Source organism: Streptomyces sp. NBC_01571, assembly GCF_026339875.1.
In the GTDB taxonomy this organism is placed as follows: domain Bacteria; phylum Actinomycetota; class Actinomycetes; order Streptomycetales; family Streptomycetaceae; genus Streptomyces.
The window spans coordinates 5,939,952-5,954,759 of record NZ_JAPEPZ010000001.1; the positions used below are offsets into that span (position 1 = coordinate 5,939,952).

General features: G+C 69.9%; 13 protein-coding genes. 11 read left to right on the top strand and 2 right to left on the bottom strand.

Going from position 1 to position 14,808, the window contains the following annotated elements; genetic code table 11:
* The first annotated feature begins 5 nt into the window (after window positions 1–5).
* The 3 genes from OHB41_RS26845 (at window position 6) to OHB41_RS26855 (ending at window position 3,518) form a co-directional block, all read left to right on the top strand.
* On the top strand, window positions 6–671 hold the full coding sequence (locus tag OHB41_RS26845) for a potassium-transporting ATPase subunit C (RefSeq protein ID WP_266700718.1): 666 nt from the start codon (window positions 6–8) through the stop codon (window positions 669–671).
* A 21-nt stretch (window positions 672–692) separates the two neighbouring features.
* Complete coding sequence (locus OHB41_RS26850; protein WP_266700719.1) at window positions 693–1,382, top strand: response regulator; 690 nt, start codon at window positions 693–695, stop codon at window positions 1,380–1,382.
* Window positions 1,383–1,703: 321 nt separating this feature from the next.
* On the top strand, window positions 1,704–3,518 hold the full coding sequence (locus OHB41_RS26855; protein WP_266700720.1) for an APC family permease: 1,815 nt from the start codon (window positions 1,704–1,706) through the stop codon (window positions 3,516–3,518).
* 323 nt (window positions 3,519–3,841) lie between these two features.
* Here the strand turns inward: OHB41_RS26855 and OHB41_RS26860 are convergent, their stop codons facing one another.
* Window positions 3,842–4,528, bottom strand: a complete 687-nt coding sequence (locus OHB41_RS26860; protein WP_194280607.1) for a hypothetical protein — start codon at window positions 4,526–4,528, stop codon at window positions 3,842–3,844.
* A gap of 139 nt (window positions 4,529–4,667) precedes the next feature.
* On the opposite strand from OHB41_RS26860, the gene hemL reads away from it, so the two are divergent.
* The 8 genes from hemL (at window position 4,668) to OHB41_RS26900 (ending at window position 13,070) form a co-directional block, all read left to right on the top strand.
* Window positions 4,668–5,984 carry a glutamate-1-semialdehyde 2,1-aminomutase gene (gene hemL, locus OHB41_RS26865; RefSeq protein ID WP_266700721.1) on the top strand — a complete coding sequence of 439 codons (1,317 nt, stop codon included), beginning with the start codon at window positions 4,668–4,670 and terminating at the stop codon, window positions 5,982–5,984.
* Window positions 5,981–6,682 carry a histidine phosphatase family protein gene (locus OHB41_RS26870; protein ID WP_266700722.1) on the top strand — a complete coding sequence of 234 codons (702 nt, stop codon included), beginning with the start codon at window positions 5,981–5,983 and terminating at the stop codon, window positions 6,680–6,682. The genes hemL and OHB41_RS26870 overlap by 4 nt, the downstream gene beginning before the upstream one ends.
* Window positions 6,683–6,848: 166 nt before the next feature.
* A complete protein-coding gene (locus tag OHB41_RS26875; protein ID WP_266700723.1) occupies window positions 6,849–8,168 on the top strand; it encodes a polysaccharide deacetylase family protein in 1,320 nt (439 codons plus the stop codon).
* Between the two features lie 66 nt (window positions 8,169–8,234).
* Window positions 8,235–8,858, top strand: coding sequence for a TlpA family protein disulfide reductase (locus tag OHB41_RS26880; protein ID WP_266700724.1), 624 nt, complete (start codon window positions 8,235–8,237; stop codon window positions 8,856–8,858).
* A 36-nt stretch (window positions 8,859–8,894) separates the two neighbouring features.
* Entirely contained in the window at window positions 8,895–9,632 is a 738-nt protein-coding gene (locus OHB41_RS26885) for a cytochrome c biogenesis CcdA family protein (protein ID WP_168533929.1), read from the top strand.
* Window positions 9,633–9,635: 3 nt separating this feature from the next.
* On the top strand, window positions 9,636–11,531 hold the full coding sequence (gene resB, locus OHB41_RS26890) for a cytochrome c biogenesis protein ResB (RefSeq protein ID WP_266700725.1): 1,896 nt from the start codon (window positions 9,636–9,638) through the stop codon (window positions 11,529–11,531).
* On the top strand, window positions 11,528–12,604 hold the full coding sequence (gene ccsB, locus OHB41_RS26895) for a c-type cytochrome biogenesis protein CcsB (protein WP_266700726.1): 1,077 nt from the start codon (window positions 11,528–11,530) through the stop codon (window positions 12,602–12,604). Before resB ends, ccsB begins: the two co-directional genes overlap by 4 nt.
* A 58-nt stretch (window positions 12,605–12,662) precedes the next feature.
* A complete protein-coding gene (locus OHB41_RS26900) occupies window positions 12,663–13,070 on the top strand; it encodes an SRPBCC family protein (RefSeq protein WP_266700727.1) in 408 nt (135 codons plus the stop codon).
* A gap of 190 nt (window positions 13,071–13,260) precedes the next feature.
* On the opposite strand, the gene OHB41_RS26905 is transcribed toward OHB41_RS26900, so the two are convergent.
* Window positions 13,261–14,805: an ABC transporter substrate-binding protein gene (locus OHB41_RS26905; protein ID WP_266706159.1), complete on the bottom strand. Its 1,545-nt coding sequence runs from the start codon at window positions 14,803–14,805 to the stop codon at window positions 13,261–13,263.
* Between the last annotated feature and the right edge of the window lie 3 nt (window positions 14,806–14,808).

Sequence of the window (14,808 nt, forward strand, 5' to 3'; positions counted from 1 at the left end):
TCGCTATGAACAACTCGGTTACGAACACGGCCCGGTTGCTCTGGGCCGGCCTGCGGGCCCTGCTGGTCCTCACCGTCGTCTGCGGGGTGATCTACCCGCTCGCCGTCACCGGCGTCGCCCAGGGCCTCTTCTCCGACAAGGCCAACGGCTCGGAGATCAAGGCGGACGGGAAGGTCGTCGGCTCCTCGCTGATCGGCCAGTCCTACAACCTGCCGCTGAAGAAGGGTCAGGAGACGCCGGACGCCGACCTGAAGTGGTTCCAGGGACGCCCCGCCAACGGTCTGGGGACGAACTCGGTCAACACGCAGTACAAGCTGATCCTGTCCGGCGCCACGAACCGGTCGGGCGACAACAAGGACCTCATCGACTGGGTGACCGCCGCCAAGAAGGCCGTCGTCAAGGACAACTCGGTGAACGGCTACACGGTCAAACCCTCCGACGTGCCCGCCGACGCGGTGACGTCCTCCGGTTCCGGCCTGGACCCGGACATCTCCCCCCAGTACGCCGACATCCAGGTCCACCGGATCGCGGAGAAGAACGGCCTGTCCGTCGCCCAGGTGCAGAAGCTGGTCGACGAGCACACCGACAGCCGCACCCTCGGCTTCATCGGCGAACCCCGCGTCAACGTCCTCGAACTCAACATCGCGCTCAAGGCCCTGACCGGGAAATGACCGGGAGTCAGTGAATCGACGATGACCCGGGTGCTGGTCGTGGAAGACGACCCCCAGCTCGTACGAGCGCTCGTGATCAACCTGCAGGTCCGCCAGTACGGAGTGGACGCGGCGCCCGACGGCACCACGGCCCTCCGGCTGGCGGCCGTACGGCAGCCCGATGCCGTCGTGCTCGACCTCGGGCTGCCCGACATGGACGGTGTGGACGTCATCAGGGCGTTGCGCGGCTGGACCCGCGTACCGATCCTGGTGCTGTCCGCGCGGCGCGCCTCCGGCGAGAAGGTCGCCGCGCTCGACGCGGGCGCCGACGACTACATCACCAAGCCGTTCAGCATGGACGAACTCCTCGCCCGGCTGCGCGCCGCCGTCCGCCGCACGGAGAGCCCGGCGCTCCTGCCCGGCTCCGACGTGGTCACCACCGCCGAATTCACCGTCGACCTGGTGGCCAAGAAGGCGAGGCGCGCGGGGCGGGACGTCCGGCTCACGCCCACGGAGTGGCACCTGCTGGAGATCCTGGTCAGCAACCCCGGCCGTCTCGTCCCGCAGCGCCGGCTGCTCCAGGAGGTGTGGGGCGCCTCCCGGAGCAACAAGACCAACTACCTGCGGGTCTACATGGCCCAGCTCCGCCGCAAGCTCGAAGCCGACCCGTCCCATCCCCGCCACTTCATCACGGAGCCGGGAATGGGGTACCGCTTCGAGGCCGGGGACTGAGACCTGGGTGGCTCACGGGCCGGAGGGGGGCCCGTGTTCCACGCGCCGAGGAGGGCGCGCGGGGCGGCGCCTTCACGGACGGGCGCCCGGGCAGCGGCCCCGCCCTCGCGTACGGCGGCCCGGCCCGCGGGCAGGGCGGTGTGGTTCGACCCGTCCGTGCCGAGGCGATGACCACCGAGCGAACCCGGCCGACAGGCCCGCGCGGCCTCCCCGGGCGCACCCCGCCTGGCGCGTCCTTGACGGCTCGCGGCCAGGTGGACCCGCCACACTGACTCCGGACAGGACGAACCATGTGAAACCACCCTGTATCGCGAGGTCCCGATGGCGTACGGACTGGCCCGCCGCGAGCTGCGGCCGAGAGTGCCCCTGCGACACGGGGAGGGCGACAAGTACCGCCTGACCAGCATCGAGGGGCTCGCCGCCCTGTCCCTGGACGCGCTCAGCTCGGTGGCGTACGGACCCGAGGCGATCGTGCTCGTCCTGGTCGCCGCCGGGACGGGCGCGCTGACCGCCACGCTGCCGGTGACGCTGGTCATCGCCGCGCTGCTGGCGGTGCTCGTCGTGTCGTACGGGCAGGTGATCGCCGTCCATCCGGACGGGGGCGGCGCGTACGCGGTGGCGAAGAAGGACCTGGGACCGACCACCAGCCTGCTCGCGGCGGCCAGCCTCGTCGTCGACTACGTGCTCACCGTGACGGTCAGTCTGGCGGCGGGCGCCGCGAGTCTCGCCTCCGCCTTCCCCTCCCTCGGTTCGCACCTGCTGGCGATCTGCCTGATCGGCCTCGCCCTGCTGACCGCCGTGAACCTGCGGGGCGTGGCCGAGAGCGCCCGGGTGCTGATGCTGCCCACCGCGCTGTTCGTCGTGAGCATCCTCGGCATCGTCGTGCTCGGGCTGCTGCGCGGCCACCCCGTGGCCGTCGTGGGCACCGCGCACCCCGTGCACGCCACCGAGGCCCTGGGCATCCTGCTGCTCCTCAAGGCGTTCTCCTCCGGCTGCTCGGCGCTCACCGGGGTGGAGGCGATCGCCAACGGGGTGCCCTCCTTCCGCGATCCGCCCGTCAAGCGGGCCCAGCGCACCGAACTGATGCTCGGCGCGCTGCTCGGCGTGATGCTGATCGGCATGGCCCTGCTGATCCAGCGGGACCGGGTGGCCCCGCGCGGCGGCGTGACCGTACTGGCGCAGCTCACGGCGGGCGCGTACGGGACGGGATGGCCGTACTACGCCACGAACCTCGTCGTCACCCTGGCACTCGCCCTGGCCGCCAACACCAGCTTCGGCGGACTGCCCGTCCTGATGAGCCTGCTCGCCAGGGACCACCGGCTGCCGCACTTCTTCGGGCTGCGCGCGGAGCGCCCGGTGTACCGCTGGGGAGTGGTCTCCCTCGCGCTGCTCGCGGCGCTGCTGCTGATCGCCGTGGACGCCGATACCCACCGCATGATCCCGCTCTTCGCGATCGGGGTGTTCATCGGATTCAGCATCAGCCAGATCGGGCTGGTGCGGCACTGGGCGGGGGAGCGGCCGCGCGGCTGGCTGCGGCACGCCGCGCTCAACGGGATCGGCGCCGTCCTGACCGTCGTGGCGGGGATCGTCCTGCTGGCCACCAAGTTCCTGGAGGGCGCCTGGGTGGTGGTCGTCACCATCCCGCTGCTGATGCTGCTGTTCTCCCGCATCCAGCGTTACTACACGGAGGCCGGTCGCGAACTCGGGCTCGGCGAGATCCCGCCGCCGCTGAGCGTCGCCGACTCCCTGGTCATCGTCCCGGTCAGCGAGGTCAGCCGGCTCACCCGGCACGGGCTGCAGGCCGCCCTCTCCCTCGGCCACGAGGTCGTCGCGGTCGCCGTGTACGGCGATCCGGCCAAGGTCCGTACGCTCAGGGCGAGCTGGGAGCGCTGGAACCCGGGGGTACGGCTGGACGTCATCGACAGCCCGCAGCGCTCGCTGGTGGAACCGATCGTCGAGTATGTCCGGCGGGCGGCCGAGGGAGGCCGGCAGATCGCCGTCCTCATCCCGGAGGTCGAACCGCTTCACCGCCGTTACCAGATCCTGCAGAACCAGCGCGGCCTGCTGCTCGCCACGGTGCTGCGGGCCCGTACGGACGTGGTCGTCTGTGTGGTGCCGTACCGGCTGAACCTCTGAGAATCCGGGCGTTCGGCGAAGGGGAAGCGGGTAGCCGGGAGGCGAGGTGCCGCGGGTACGAGGGGCGTCGGTGCACGGGGGAGCGTCGCTTCCCGCGGTTTGACGTGCCCCTTAGTCGACATGGACCACGCCGGAGGCTTCACCCGGTTCTTGTGGGAGCGCCGCGGACCGCCGGACCGCGGTGGACGAGGGTCCGGCGGTGCCGGGACGGCGACCGGAACCGGTGCCTCGTCGGCCGGGTGGCGGCAGCAGTGCGGGCGGGACCCGGAAGTCCTGCCCGTCGTCACTCCGGAAGTCCCGCCTGTGTCAACGGAGAACGAGCCTCAGGGCCACACCAGGCAGTACGGCTGATGCCCCGCCTCGTGCAGACGGTGGCTGAAATCCTGCCATTCGTGGAGAAGCTGGTACACGTTGAACGCGTCCCGGGGTCCGCCCCGGTCCGGCACCGTCGACCAGATGAACGCGGCCGCGCCCACCGCCTCCTCGCCGATGCCTCGGAGCGGGTCGACGACGGTCATGGGGAGCTTCACGACGGCGTAGTCGGGGTGGAGGACGACAAGTTCCAGCGGGGGCACCTTGTGCAGGGGGACGCCCTCGATACCGGTGAGGACCATCGCGGCCATCGTCTCCGGCTTGATCTTGGTGAACATGCCGTTCATGCCGAGCTCGTCGCCACCGAGTTCCTCGGGGCGCATGGAGATCGGCACCCGGGCCGCGGTCGCGCCGTCCGGTGCGCCGAAGTATTTGTACGTCACCCCCACCCGGCCACCATTCCCGCTTCCTGCCCTGAGCCGGTCTGCCCCGCGGTCCGTGTAGTCCATACCGTCCATACGGGCCGACGAGTCGATCCGCTCAGGATCGCCCTGTGATCCTTGTGACCCCTGCGATCCCGGCGTGCCCTGTGCCTGCCGTGCCTCGGCTTCCTCCGCCTCGCGCCGGTGCTTCCCCCGCCGGGCACGCCGAGGACCGAGGTCGTCGGTCCCCTCGCCCAGTCCGCCACCGCGATGCATATCTCCACCCGACTGCTTTTCTAAGGCGCGCGACCCCCGCCACGCAACCCGATCATCGTGACAGTGACCTCCCCCACGGCCGCACGCCGAAACGTACGCTGAAACACCTGTCCGCAGGATCTTCGCAGCCTCTGACACCATGGTCCGTGTGAGCTATCCGTACGAAGCCCCAGTTTCGCAGACTCTTTTCGACCGTGCGGCTGCCGTCACGCCGGGCGGCGTGAACTCTCCGGTGCGCGCGTTCCGCGCCGTGGGCGGTACGCCCCGCTTCATGGTGTCCGGAAACGGTCCATACCTGACCGATGCCGACGGGAGGGAATACGTCGACCTCGTTTGTTCCTGGGGGCCGATGATCCTCGGTCATTCCCGGCCGGAGGTCGTCGCCGCCGTGCAGGAGGCCGTCGCCCGCGGCACCTCCTTCGGTACGCCGGGCGAGGGCGAGGTCGCGCTCGCCGAGGAGATCGTCGCCCGCGTCGAGCCGGTCGAGCAGGTCCGGCTCGTCTCCAGCGGGACCGAGGCGACGATGTCCGCCATCCGTCTCGCACGCGGGTTCACCGGGCGGCCCAAGGTCATCAAGTTCGCCGGCTGCTACCACGGACACGTGGACGCCCTGCTCGCCGCGGCCGGCAGCGGCCTCGCGACCTTCGCCCTGCCCGACACCCCCGGCGTCACCGGCGCGCAGGCCGGCGACACGATCGTCCTTCCGTACAACGACCTCGAAGCCGTGAACGCCGCCTTCCACGCGCACCCGGGCGAGATCGCCTGTGTGATCACCGAGGCCTCGCCCGGCAACATGGGTGTCGTGCCGCCGCGCCCCGGCTTCAACCAGGGACTCAAGGACGCCTGCGCGAAGAACGGCGCCCTGTTCATCTCCGACGAGGTCATGACCGGGTTCCGTACCAGCAGGTCGGGCTGGTACGGCATCGACGGGGTCAAGCCCGACCTGATGACCTTCGGCAAGGTCATGGGCGGCGGCTTCCCGGCCGCGGCCTTCGGGGGCCGCAAGGACGTCATGGGGCACCTGGCCCCCGCCGGGCCCGTCTACCAGGCCGGCACGCTCTCCGGGAACCCCGTCGCGACCGCCGCCGGACTCGCGCAGCTGCGGCTGCTCGACGACGCCGCGTACGAGACGGTCGACGCCGTCTCCGCGCAGATCCGCGCGCTCGTCACGGAGGCACTCACCAAGGAGGGCGTGGCGCACCGGCTGCAGAACGCCTCCAACATGTTCTCGGTCTTCTTCACCGGGCGTGAGGTGCGCGACTACGAGGACGCGAAGGCGCAGGAGTCCTTCCGGTTCACCGCGTTCTTCCACGCGATGCTGGCGCAGGGCGTCTATCTGCCGCCGTCGTCCTTCGAGTCGTGGTTCGTGTCCACGGCCCACGACGAGCGGGCCATCCAGCGGATCGCCGACGCCCTTCCGGCGGCGGCACGGGCAGCGGCGGAGGCCACGGCATGAGCGAGAGCACGAGCGAGAGTCGGCGTCAGGACATCACCGTCGTCCACCTCATGCGGCACGGCGAGGTCGCCAACCCGGACGGGGTGCTCTACGGGCGGCTGCCCGGGTACCACCTCTCCGAGCTCGGGCGGCAGATGGCCGACCGGGTCGCCGAGCACCTGGCGTCGCGGGACGTCACGCAGGTCATCGCCTCCCCGCTGGAGCGGGCGCAGGAGACCGCGACGCCGATCGCCAAGGCGCACGGACTCGACCTCGGCACCGACGGGCGGCTGATCGAGGCCGAGAACACCTTCCAGGGCAAGACCTTCGGGGTGGGCGACGGCGCGCTGCGCAGGCCCGAGAACTGGAAGTACCTCGTCAACCCGTTCAAGCCGTCCTGGGGCGAGCCGTACGTGGAGCAGGTCGTCCGGATGATGGGGGCGCTGGACGCCGCCAAGGACGCGGCCCGCGGTCATGAAGCGGTGTTGGTCAGCCACCAGTTGCCGATCTGGATCGTGCGTTCCTTCGTCGAGCGGCGGCGGTTGTGGCACGACCCGCGCAAGCGGCAGTGCACGCTGGCGTCCCTCACGACCTTCACCTACCGCGGCGACAAGATCGTCTCCGTCGGCTACAGCGAGCCCGCCCGGGATCTCGTCCCGTCCCATCTCCTCGCGGGTGCCAAGCCGGTGAAGGGGAAGAGCAAGGCATTCGGCGCGTAGTCACCTGCTCCGGCCCCGAATATGAACATCCGGTGACTGTGTCGTGTGTCACTCGGATCGATCTTCGTAAAATACGACCAATATGAGCGAGTTGGCGGAACCCATCCGCACTTCGTGCCCTCTCATTATGTGTCTGCTGAGAGGGCGCGAAGGAGATGGGGACCGCATGCGGGACATCAGCCGGAGGGGAATGATCGGCCTCGGGGCGGGTGCCGCGGCGGCACTCGGACTGGCGGCGTGCGGCACCACGGACCACGACGCCGCCAACGGTGCGAGCGATTCACGGCCGGGTACCTCCGGTAAGCCGTCCCGGACCGGCGCCCCCGAGCCCACCGCGCGCCCGATAGGCGACGGCTCCACCTCCTTCACCGGCAAGCAGCCGAAGCAGCCCAAGGCCCCCGTGCCCCTGGAGCCCGGCGAGACCCCTCCGCAGTTCGTGATCTTCTCCTGGGACGGTGCGGGGGAGGTCGGGACCGGCCTCTTCTCCCGGTTCCTGCGGCTCGCCGAGGAACACGACGCGCACATGACCTTCTTCCTCTCCGGGCTCTATCTGCTGCCCGAGTCGAAGAAGCGCAAGTACCTGCCGCCGAACAACCCCCGCGGCGCCTCGGACATCGGCTACCTCGCCGACGATCACGTCAAGGCGACCCTCGGAGGCGTCCGGCAGGCCTGGCTCGACGGCCACGAGATAGGCACGCACTTCAACGGCCACTTCTGCTCCGGCCACGGCACCGTCGCCAACTGGACGCCGGCCCAGTGGCGCAGCGAGATAGACCAGGCCAAGTCCTTCGTCAAGGAGTGGCGGACCAACACGGGCTGGCACGATCTGCCCTCGCTGCCGTTTGACTACGACAAGGAACTCATAGGCGGGCGGACCCCCTGTCTGCTCGGCCAGAACAACCTGCTGCCGACCGCCAAGGAACTCGGCTGGCGCTACGACGCCTCCTCGCCCGGCGGACGCCAGCGCTGGCCGCAGAAGAACCAGGGGCTGTGGGACCTCCCGCTGCAGGCCGTCCCGTTCCCGGGCCACAGCTTCGAAGTCCTGTCCATGGACTACAACATGCTCGCCAACCAGTCGGTCAACTCGACGAAGGCGCCGTCGTACAACTACCCGGGCTGGCGCAAGCAGGCGGCCGAGGCCTACATCGCCGGATTCCGGCGGGCGTACGAGTCGAACCGGGCGCCCTTCTTCATCGGCAACCACTTCGAGGAGTGGAACGGCGGCATCTACATGGACGCCGTCGAGCAGGCCTTCAAGTACATCGCGCGGGAGAAGGAGAAGGGCGAGGACGTGCGGCTCGTCTCCTTCCGGCAGTTCGTGGACTGGCTGGACGTGCAGCCGCCCGAGATCGTGGCCAAGCTGCAGACCCTGGACGTGGGTCAGCGGCCGGCCGGCGGCTGGAAGACGTTCCTGGGCGACACGGGCAAGGGGGCCGGCGGCGCATCCGCCACGTCCTCGTCCAGCGCGTCGGGGAGCGCCACCTGAAATGGTGTTTTCCGCCCGCAAGGGGGGTGCGGAAGATCCCCGAAACGGGCATGCGAAACTTTTCACATGAGTGCCGCCTGTCGCGCAGAACAACGCTCGAACCGCACCCGTGGCCGCGTCGCCCTGCTCACCGCCGGGGCCGCCGCCGCCACGCTCGTCCTGTCCGCATGCGGATCCGGGGGGACCTCCGGGGGATCGGGCAACAGCAACTTCGTCGCGGGCAAGGACGGCATCTCCACTGTGGCGAAGGGCTCCCGGGCCGACGCCCCCGACCTCTCCGGCGCGACCGTCGACGGCAAGAAGCTCGACGTCGCGGACTACAAGGGCAAGGTCGTCGTCCTGAACATGTGGGGTTCCTGGTGCCCGCCGTGCCGTGCCGAGGCGCCGAACTTCGTCAAGGTCGCCAAGGACACCGAGGCGAAGGGCGTGCAGTTCGTCGGCATCAACACCCGTGACTCCGAGACCTCGCTCGCCCACGCGTTCGAGAAAGAGTTCGGGGTCACGTACCCCAGCCTGTACGACCCGACGGGCAAGTTGATGCTCCGCTTCAAGAAGGGCACGCTCAACCCGCAGACGATTCCCTCCACGCTCGTCATCGACCGGGACGGGAAGGTCGCGGCGCGGACGCTGCAGGCCCTCAGCGAGGACAAGCTGCGCGAGATGCTCGACCCGATCATCGCGGAGAAGTGACGCGACGTGTCCCTTCTCGCCGCCTCCGCCGACGGAATGAACGGCACCGTGTACAGCGGTGCCCTGCTGCTCGCCCTGCCCGTTGCCGTGCTCGGCGGGCTCGTCTCCTTCTTCTCGCCGTGCGTGCTGCCGCTCGTACCGGGCTATCTGTCGTACGTCACCGGTGTCACCGGCACCGACCTGGCGGAGGCCAGACGGGGGAGGATGGTCGCGGGCGCCAGCCTGTTCGTGCTCGGCTTCACCGCCGTGTTCGTCTCCGGCGGTGCGCTGTTCGGGTACTTCGGGTCGACGCTGTACGAGCAGCAGGGCGCTCTGTCCAAGGTGCTCGGCGTGCTCATGATCCTGATGGGCGTCTTCTTCATGGGCATGATGCCCTGGCTGACCCAGCGCGAGTTCCGCTTCCACCGGCGGCCGGTGGCGGGTCTGGTCGGGGCACCTCTCCTCGGCGCGCTGTTCGGGATCGGCTGGACGCCCTGCATCGGCCCGACACTCGCCTCCGTGCTGGCACTCTCCTCCAACGAGGCGAGCGCGGGCCGCGGGGCCATACTGACCGTCGCGTACTGCCTCGGACTCGGCGTGCCCTTCGTGCTCGCCGCCGTCGCCTTCCGCAAGGCGCTCGGCGCCTTCGGCTGGGTCAAGCGCCACTATGTCTGGGTCATGCGCATCGGCGGCACCATGATGATCGTGACCGGTGTGCTCCTGCTGACGGGTGCCTGGGACAGTCTGGTGCAGCAGATGCAGACGTGGTCCAACGGCTTCACGGTAGGGATCTGATCGATGAGCACGACCGACACCGATACCGACGACGGCACCGGTAGGACGGCGGCGGAACCGGCGGCCGCCAAGCGGCACATCGGGGTGAGCGCCGACGGTGAACTCGGCGAGGCCGGATCCCAGCTGTCCACGGCGCCCGTCGACACGGCCGTACCCGGTTCGTTCGGCGGGATGCGGTCGCCCGGTCCGGTCGGGGCGCTGGCGTGGACCGGCCGTGAGGTCGTCGGGTGGGCGCGCTGGTTCTGGCGGCAGCTGACCTCCATGCGGGTCGCGCTGATCCTGCTCTTCCTGCTGTCGCTCGGCGCGATCCCCGGGTCGCTGATCCCGCAGTCCGGGACCGACGCGCAGAAGGTCGCGGACTTCAAGGACGCGCACTCGATCCTCGGTCCGGTCTACGACCGGCTGGGCCTCTTCCACGTCTACGGCTCGGTGTGGTTCTCGGCGATCTACATCCTGCTCTTCGTGTCCCTCATCGGCTGCATCGTGCCCCGCACCTGGCAGTTCGTGGGGCAGCTGCGCGGCCGTCCGCCGGGCGCGCCGAAGCGGCTGGACCGGCTGCCCGCGTACGCGACCTGGCGCACCGCCGCCGAGCCGGAGCAGGTCCGCGAGGCCGCGCTCCAGGTGCTCGGGCGGCGCCGCTTCCGGGCGCACGTCGAGAAGGACGCCGTCGCCGCCGAGAAGGGCTACCTCCGCGAGACCGGCAACCTGCTCTTCCACGTCGCGCTCGTCGTGATGCTCGTCGCCTTCGCCTGGGGCCAGCTCTTCAAGTCCGAGGGCAACAAGCTGATCGTCGAGGGCGACGGCTTCTCCAACACGCTCTCGCAGTACGACGACTTCAAGTCGGGCAATCTCTTCGGCAGCGACGACCTCACGCCGTTCAGCTTCGACCTGAAGAAGTTCACGGGTACCTACGAGCGGACCGGTCCCAACAAGGGCACCCCGCGGACGTACCAGGCGGCCGTCACCTACAGCGTGGGCGCCTACGGCAAGGACCGGAAGACCATCGTCAAGGTCAACGAGCCGCTGAAGATCGGTGACTCGAAGGTCTACCTCACCGCCCACGGCTACGCGCCGGTCGTCACGGTCCGCAACGGCAAGGGCGACGTCGTCTTCCACGACGCGGTGCCGATGCTGCCGCTCGACTCGAACGTCACCTCGCAGGGCGCGATCAAGGTGATGGACGGCTACCGGAACGCGCGGGGGCAGGCCGAACAGCTCGGCTTCTCCGCGTTCTTCGTGCCGACCTTCGCGGGCGCGGGCAAGGGCACGATGTTCTCGCAGTTCCCCGCGCTCGACTTCCCCGTGCTCGCGTTGTCCGGATACCACGGCAGCCTGGGGGTCGACGCGGGCATCCCGCAGAACGTGTACCAGCTCGACACGTCCAAGATGAAGCAGTTCAAGGACGCGAAGGGCAACATCCTCAAGGCGCGTCTGCTGCCCGGCGAGACGATGAAGCTGCCCGACGGTGCCGGCTCGATCACCTTCGACAAGGGCGTCAAGCAGTGGGCGAACTTCCAGGTCACCCAGCAGCCCGGCAGTGACTGGGCGCTCGCCGGAGCCTTCACGGCGATCTTCGGTCTCGCCGGTTCGCTCTTCATCCAGCGCCGCCGGGTCTGGGTGCGCGCCACCACGGGCGCGGACGGTGCGACCGTCGTGGAGATGGCGGGCCTGGGCCGCAGCGAGTCCGCGAAGCTCCCCGAGGAGCTCGGCGACCTGGCCGCGCTCGTGCACGAACAGGCACCCACCAAGACCGACGATCCCGACGCGGGGACCGACTCCGAAGCCGGAGCGGGCCCCGACGCCGGGGCGGACCCCGAAGCCGAGCCGGACGCCGATTCGGACACCACCGACCCCGATCCCCACGCCGTACCTGCCGCCGAAGGGGCTGAGAAGCAGTGACTCTCGCCACCGCAACCAACGAACACCTCGCCAACGTCAGCAACACGCTGGTCTACTCCTCGATGGCCGTCTACACGCTGGCCTTCTTCGCGCACATCGCCGAGTGGATCTTCGGCAGCCGCAGCAAGGTCGCCCGCACGGCGGCCGCGCTCACCTCCGAACCGAAGGCGGCGGCTCCCGCGGTCACCGTGAAGTCGGCGGGCGGTACCGCGGTCCTGGAGCGGCCGCAGGTCGTCACCCGGTCCGCGACAGGTTCCCGCGACGTGCCCGACGGTCCCGGAGCGCACGGCGGGGACGAGCAGGGCGACCTGTACGGCCGTATCGCGGTGTCCCTCACCGTGGTCGCGTGGGCCGTCGAGACGGCCGGCGTGGTGGCCCGCGCCCTGTCGGTGCAGCGTGCGCCGTGGGGCAACATGTACGAGTTCAGCATCACCTTCTCGACCGTCGCCGTGACCGTGTACCTGGCGTTCCTGCTGGCGCGGAAGGACATCCGCTGGCTGGGCCTGCCCCTGGTCACCACGGTCCTGCTCGACCTCGGTCTCGCCGTCACCGTCCTGTACACCGCCAGCGACCAGCTCGTCCCCGCCCTCCACTCGTACTGGCTCTACATCCACGTCTCGACCGCGATCCTCTGCGGCGCGATCTTCTACGTGGGCGCGGTCGGCACCCTGCTGTACCTCTTCAAGGACTCCTACGAGAACAAGCTGGCCACCGGTGGGCAGCCGGGACGTTTCGCCACCTCCGTCATGGAGCGGCTGCCCTCCTCGGCCTCCCTCGACAAGTTCTCCTACCGGGTCAACGCCGCCGTCTTCCCGCTGTGGACCTTCACGATCATCGCGGGCGCGATCTGGGCGGGCGACGCGTGGGGCCGTTACTGGGGCTGGGACCCGAAGGAGACCTGGGCGTTCATCACCTGGGTCGCCTACGCGTGCTATCTGCACGCCCGTGCCACGGCCGGCTGGAAGGGCCGCAAGGCCGCGTACATCGCGCTGATCGCCTTCGCGTGTTTCCTCTTCAACTACTACGGCGTCAACATCTTCGTCTCCGGCAAGCACTCCTACGCCGGCGTCTGACCTCCGTACCGTCGTGACCACGGGTGCGGAACCCTCCGCCGCGGGCCACGCTGGTGTCATGACCGGAACCATCGAAGAGGGAGCCGTCGAGACCCGGGGGGACACGCACGTACGGCACTGGCTGCTGCGTCTTCCCCAGCCTGTGGAGAAGGTGTGGACGGCGATGGCCACCCCCGAGGGACTGGTGGGGTGGCTGGCGCGGGCGGAGGTGTTCGAGCCGCGGCTCGGCGGGACGGTCGACCTGCGCGGGCTGGGCGTCGGCCGGATCACCGCCTGGGACGTGGAGCGGGTCGCCGAGTACACGATGGAGAGCCGCGGCCGGGTCCGGTTCCACCTGGAACCCGCGCCGCCGGACGACACCGGCTCCGGCACCACCGTCCGGTTCACCCATGAGTACGAGGGCGACTACGAGCCCGGGCCGTGGCAGATCCGCTTCGAACGGCTGCTGACCCTGCTGACGGCCTAGGTCGTGTTGCGAAAGTCCCGCCTGCCTCGCGGCGCCTGGCACGCACTCTCGCCGCACCGGGCGAAAACCCGGGTACGTCCAGTACGCGGGCTTCCGCCCGGCACGCCGAGAGCACGCACCGGACGCCGCGAGGCCCGCCCTCCGGGCGGACGACGGGACTTTCGCAACACGCCCTAGTTCCCCGGCCCGGCTACGACGGCGGCAGGCACTCCTTCGCCGGCGGCTTTCCCTCCGGCCAGGCGATCTTCACGAAGCGGGCGTGGGACTCGGGGGTCAGCTGCACGATCGGTACGGCCTTGTCGTACGGATTGCCGTGGGCGTCCAGACAGATCCACCCGCTCGCCCCGTTCACCCGCAGCTCCCTGCCCTTGACCTGCGGCCACTGGAGCCCCACGTCCGCGAGGGCCGGGATCCTCCCGGTCGGCGACGCCCCGCGGATGCCTCGCACGGCGAGCCGCATGGCGTCATGGGCGATGATCAGCTGGCCGTCGTCCAGGGCGATCGGGCCGACGGGACCGACCGGTTCCTTCGTGGCGCGGGCCAGCAGCGCCCGGAGCGCTTCCGCGTCGGCCGCGCCGCCCCCGGTCCTCGCGGAGTCCCTCAGCCAGGCGTCCGGGTGGGCGAGAGCCGTGTACCGCACGGTCAGCAGCGGGTCCTTCAGGGCGGCCGGGTCGAGGTCCTTGTCGCCGGCGAGGTACGAACCCTCGTCGCCGGTGAGCACGGTGAACCGGCGGTCGTGGCAGCCGCGCTGGCCCAGCGTGTTGATGAACTGGCGCAGTTGGGTGTGGCGCCCCGCGAACAGGACGGTGTCGGTACTGGCCGGGGTGTTGCACAGGATGTTGGTGATCTGCGCGAAGACGTTGGAGGTGCTGCCCTCCTTGCTGCGGTCGGCGGGGGGAGTGAAGGGCTGGGCCTCGTAGCGCGAGCCCGTGAGCATCTTCTCGAAGGACCCCTGCAGCGTGCGCGTGTACGGGTCGCCCGTCCGGTCGTAGACCAGGAAGGCGTTGACGGCCGAGACCTTGGCGAAGGAGGCGAGGGCACGGGCCTCGTCCGTGTTGGTGGGGGAGACGCGGGCGAGGCCGGGGAAGGGGTCCTTGCCGTGCTGTCCGTTGGCGAGGTCGTCGGCGCTGATCGAGCTCCCTATCACCGGGATGCCCCGGGCGGTCAGCTCCGCGACCGCCTTCTTGTTGTTGTCGGTGCTCTGCCCGACCCCGGTCACCGCGCGCAGCCGGTCGGGTCCCTTCGCCATACGCTCCAGCCGGTCGACCGTGTACTGCCAGTACGTGCCGGTGGAACCGGGGTTGGCCAGCACCAGGCGGATCTTCGGCTTCAGCCCTGTGGTGTCGTGGTTGGCCTGGTACTGGGCCAGATAGGCGCCCTGGAGTTCGTGCAGCACGTCGGCCAGGATGTCGGCGTCGGTCGCGGTGAAGGGCTCCAGCAGGGCGACGGTGACGTAACTGCCGGGCTCCAGACGGGCGTTCTCCCGGTGGATGGCCCGTACGGTGTCGGCGAACCGCGGCCGGCCGAAGGCGTACGCGGACCACGAGACACCCACGCACTCGCGACTGCCCTCGGGCCGGACGACGCCCGGGGCGCAGGACCGATTCTCCTTGGTGGCCGTCATACCGCCCCAGATGCCGAGTCCCGCGAGGACGGCGGCCAGGGTCAGCGCCACGTACCGGCGGAAGCGGATCTCCCAGACGTCCTCGCGCAGCCACCGCCACCAACGCGCCATCAT

Coding starts and splice junctions, on each gene's coding strand:
- OHB41_RS26845 (WP_266700718.1), top strand. CDS start 6: ATGAACAACTCGGTTACGAACACGGCCCGGTTGCTCTGGGCCGGCCTG.
- OHB41_RS26875 (WP_266700723.1), top strand. CDS start 6,849: ATGCGGGACATCAGCCGGAGGGGAATGATCGGCCTCGGGGCGGGTGCC.
- OHB41_RS26850 (WP_266700719.1), top strand. CDS start 693: ATGACCCGGGTGCTGGTCGTGGAAGACGACCCCCAGCTCGTACGAGCG.
- OHB41_RS26855 (WP_266700720.1), top strand. CDS start 1,704: ATGGCGTACGGACTGGCCCGCCGCGAGCTGCGGCCGAGAGTGCCCCTG.
- OHB41_RS26905 (WP_266706159.1), bottom strand. CDS start 14,805: ATGGCGCGTTGGTGGCGGTGGCTGCGCGAGGACGTCTGGGAGATCCGC.
- OHB41_RS26885 (WP_168533929.1), top strand. CDS start 8,895: ATGAACGGCACCGTGTACAGCGGTGCCCTGCTGCTCGCCCTGCCCGTT.
- hemL (WP_266700721.1), top strand. CDS start 4,668: ATGGTCCGTGTGAGCTATCCGTACGAAGCCCCAGTTTCGCAGACTCTT.
- OHB41_RS26870 (WP_266700722.1), top strand. CDS start 5,981: ATGAGCGAGAGCACGAGCGAGAGTCGGCGTCAGGACATCACCGTCGTC.
- OHB41_RS26860 (WP_194280607.1), bottom strand. CDS start 4,528: ATGCATCGCGGTGGCGGACTGGGCGAGGGGACCGACGACCTCGGTCCT.
- resB (WP_266700725.1), top strand. CDS start 9,636: ATGAGCACGACCGACACCGATACCGACGACGGCACCGGTAGGACGGCG.
- OHB41_RS26880 (WP_266700724.1), top strand. CDS start 8,235: ATGAGTGCCGCCTGTCGCGCAGAACAACGCTCGAACCGCACCCGTGGC.
- OHB41_RS26900 (WP_266700727.1), top strand. CDS start 12,663: ATGACCGGAACCATCGAAGAGGGAGCCGTCGAGACCCGGGGGGACACG.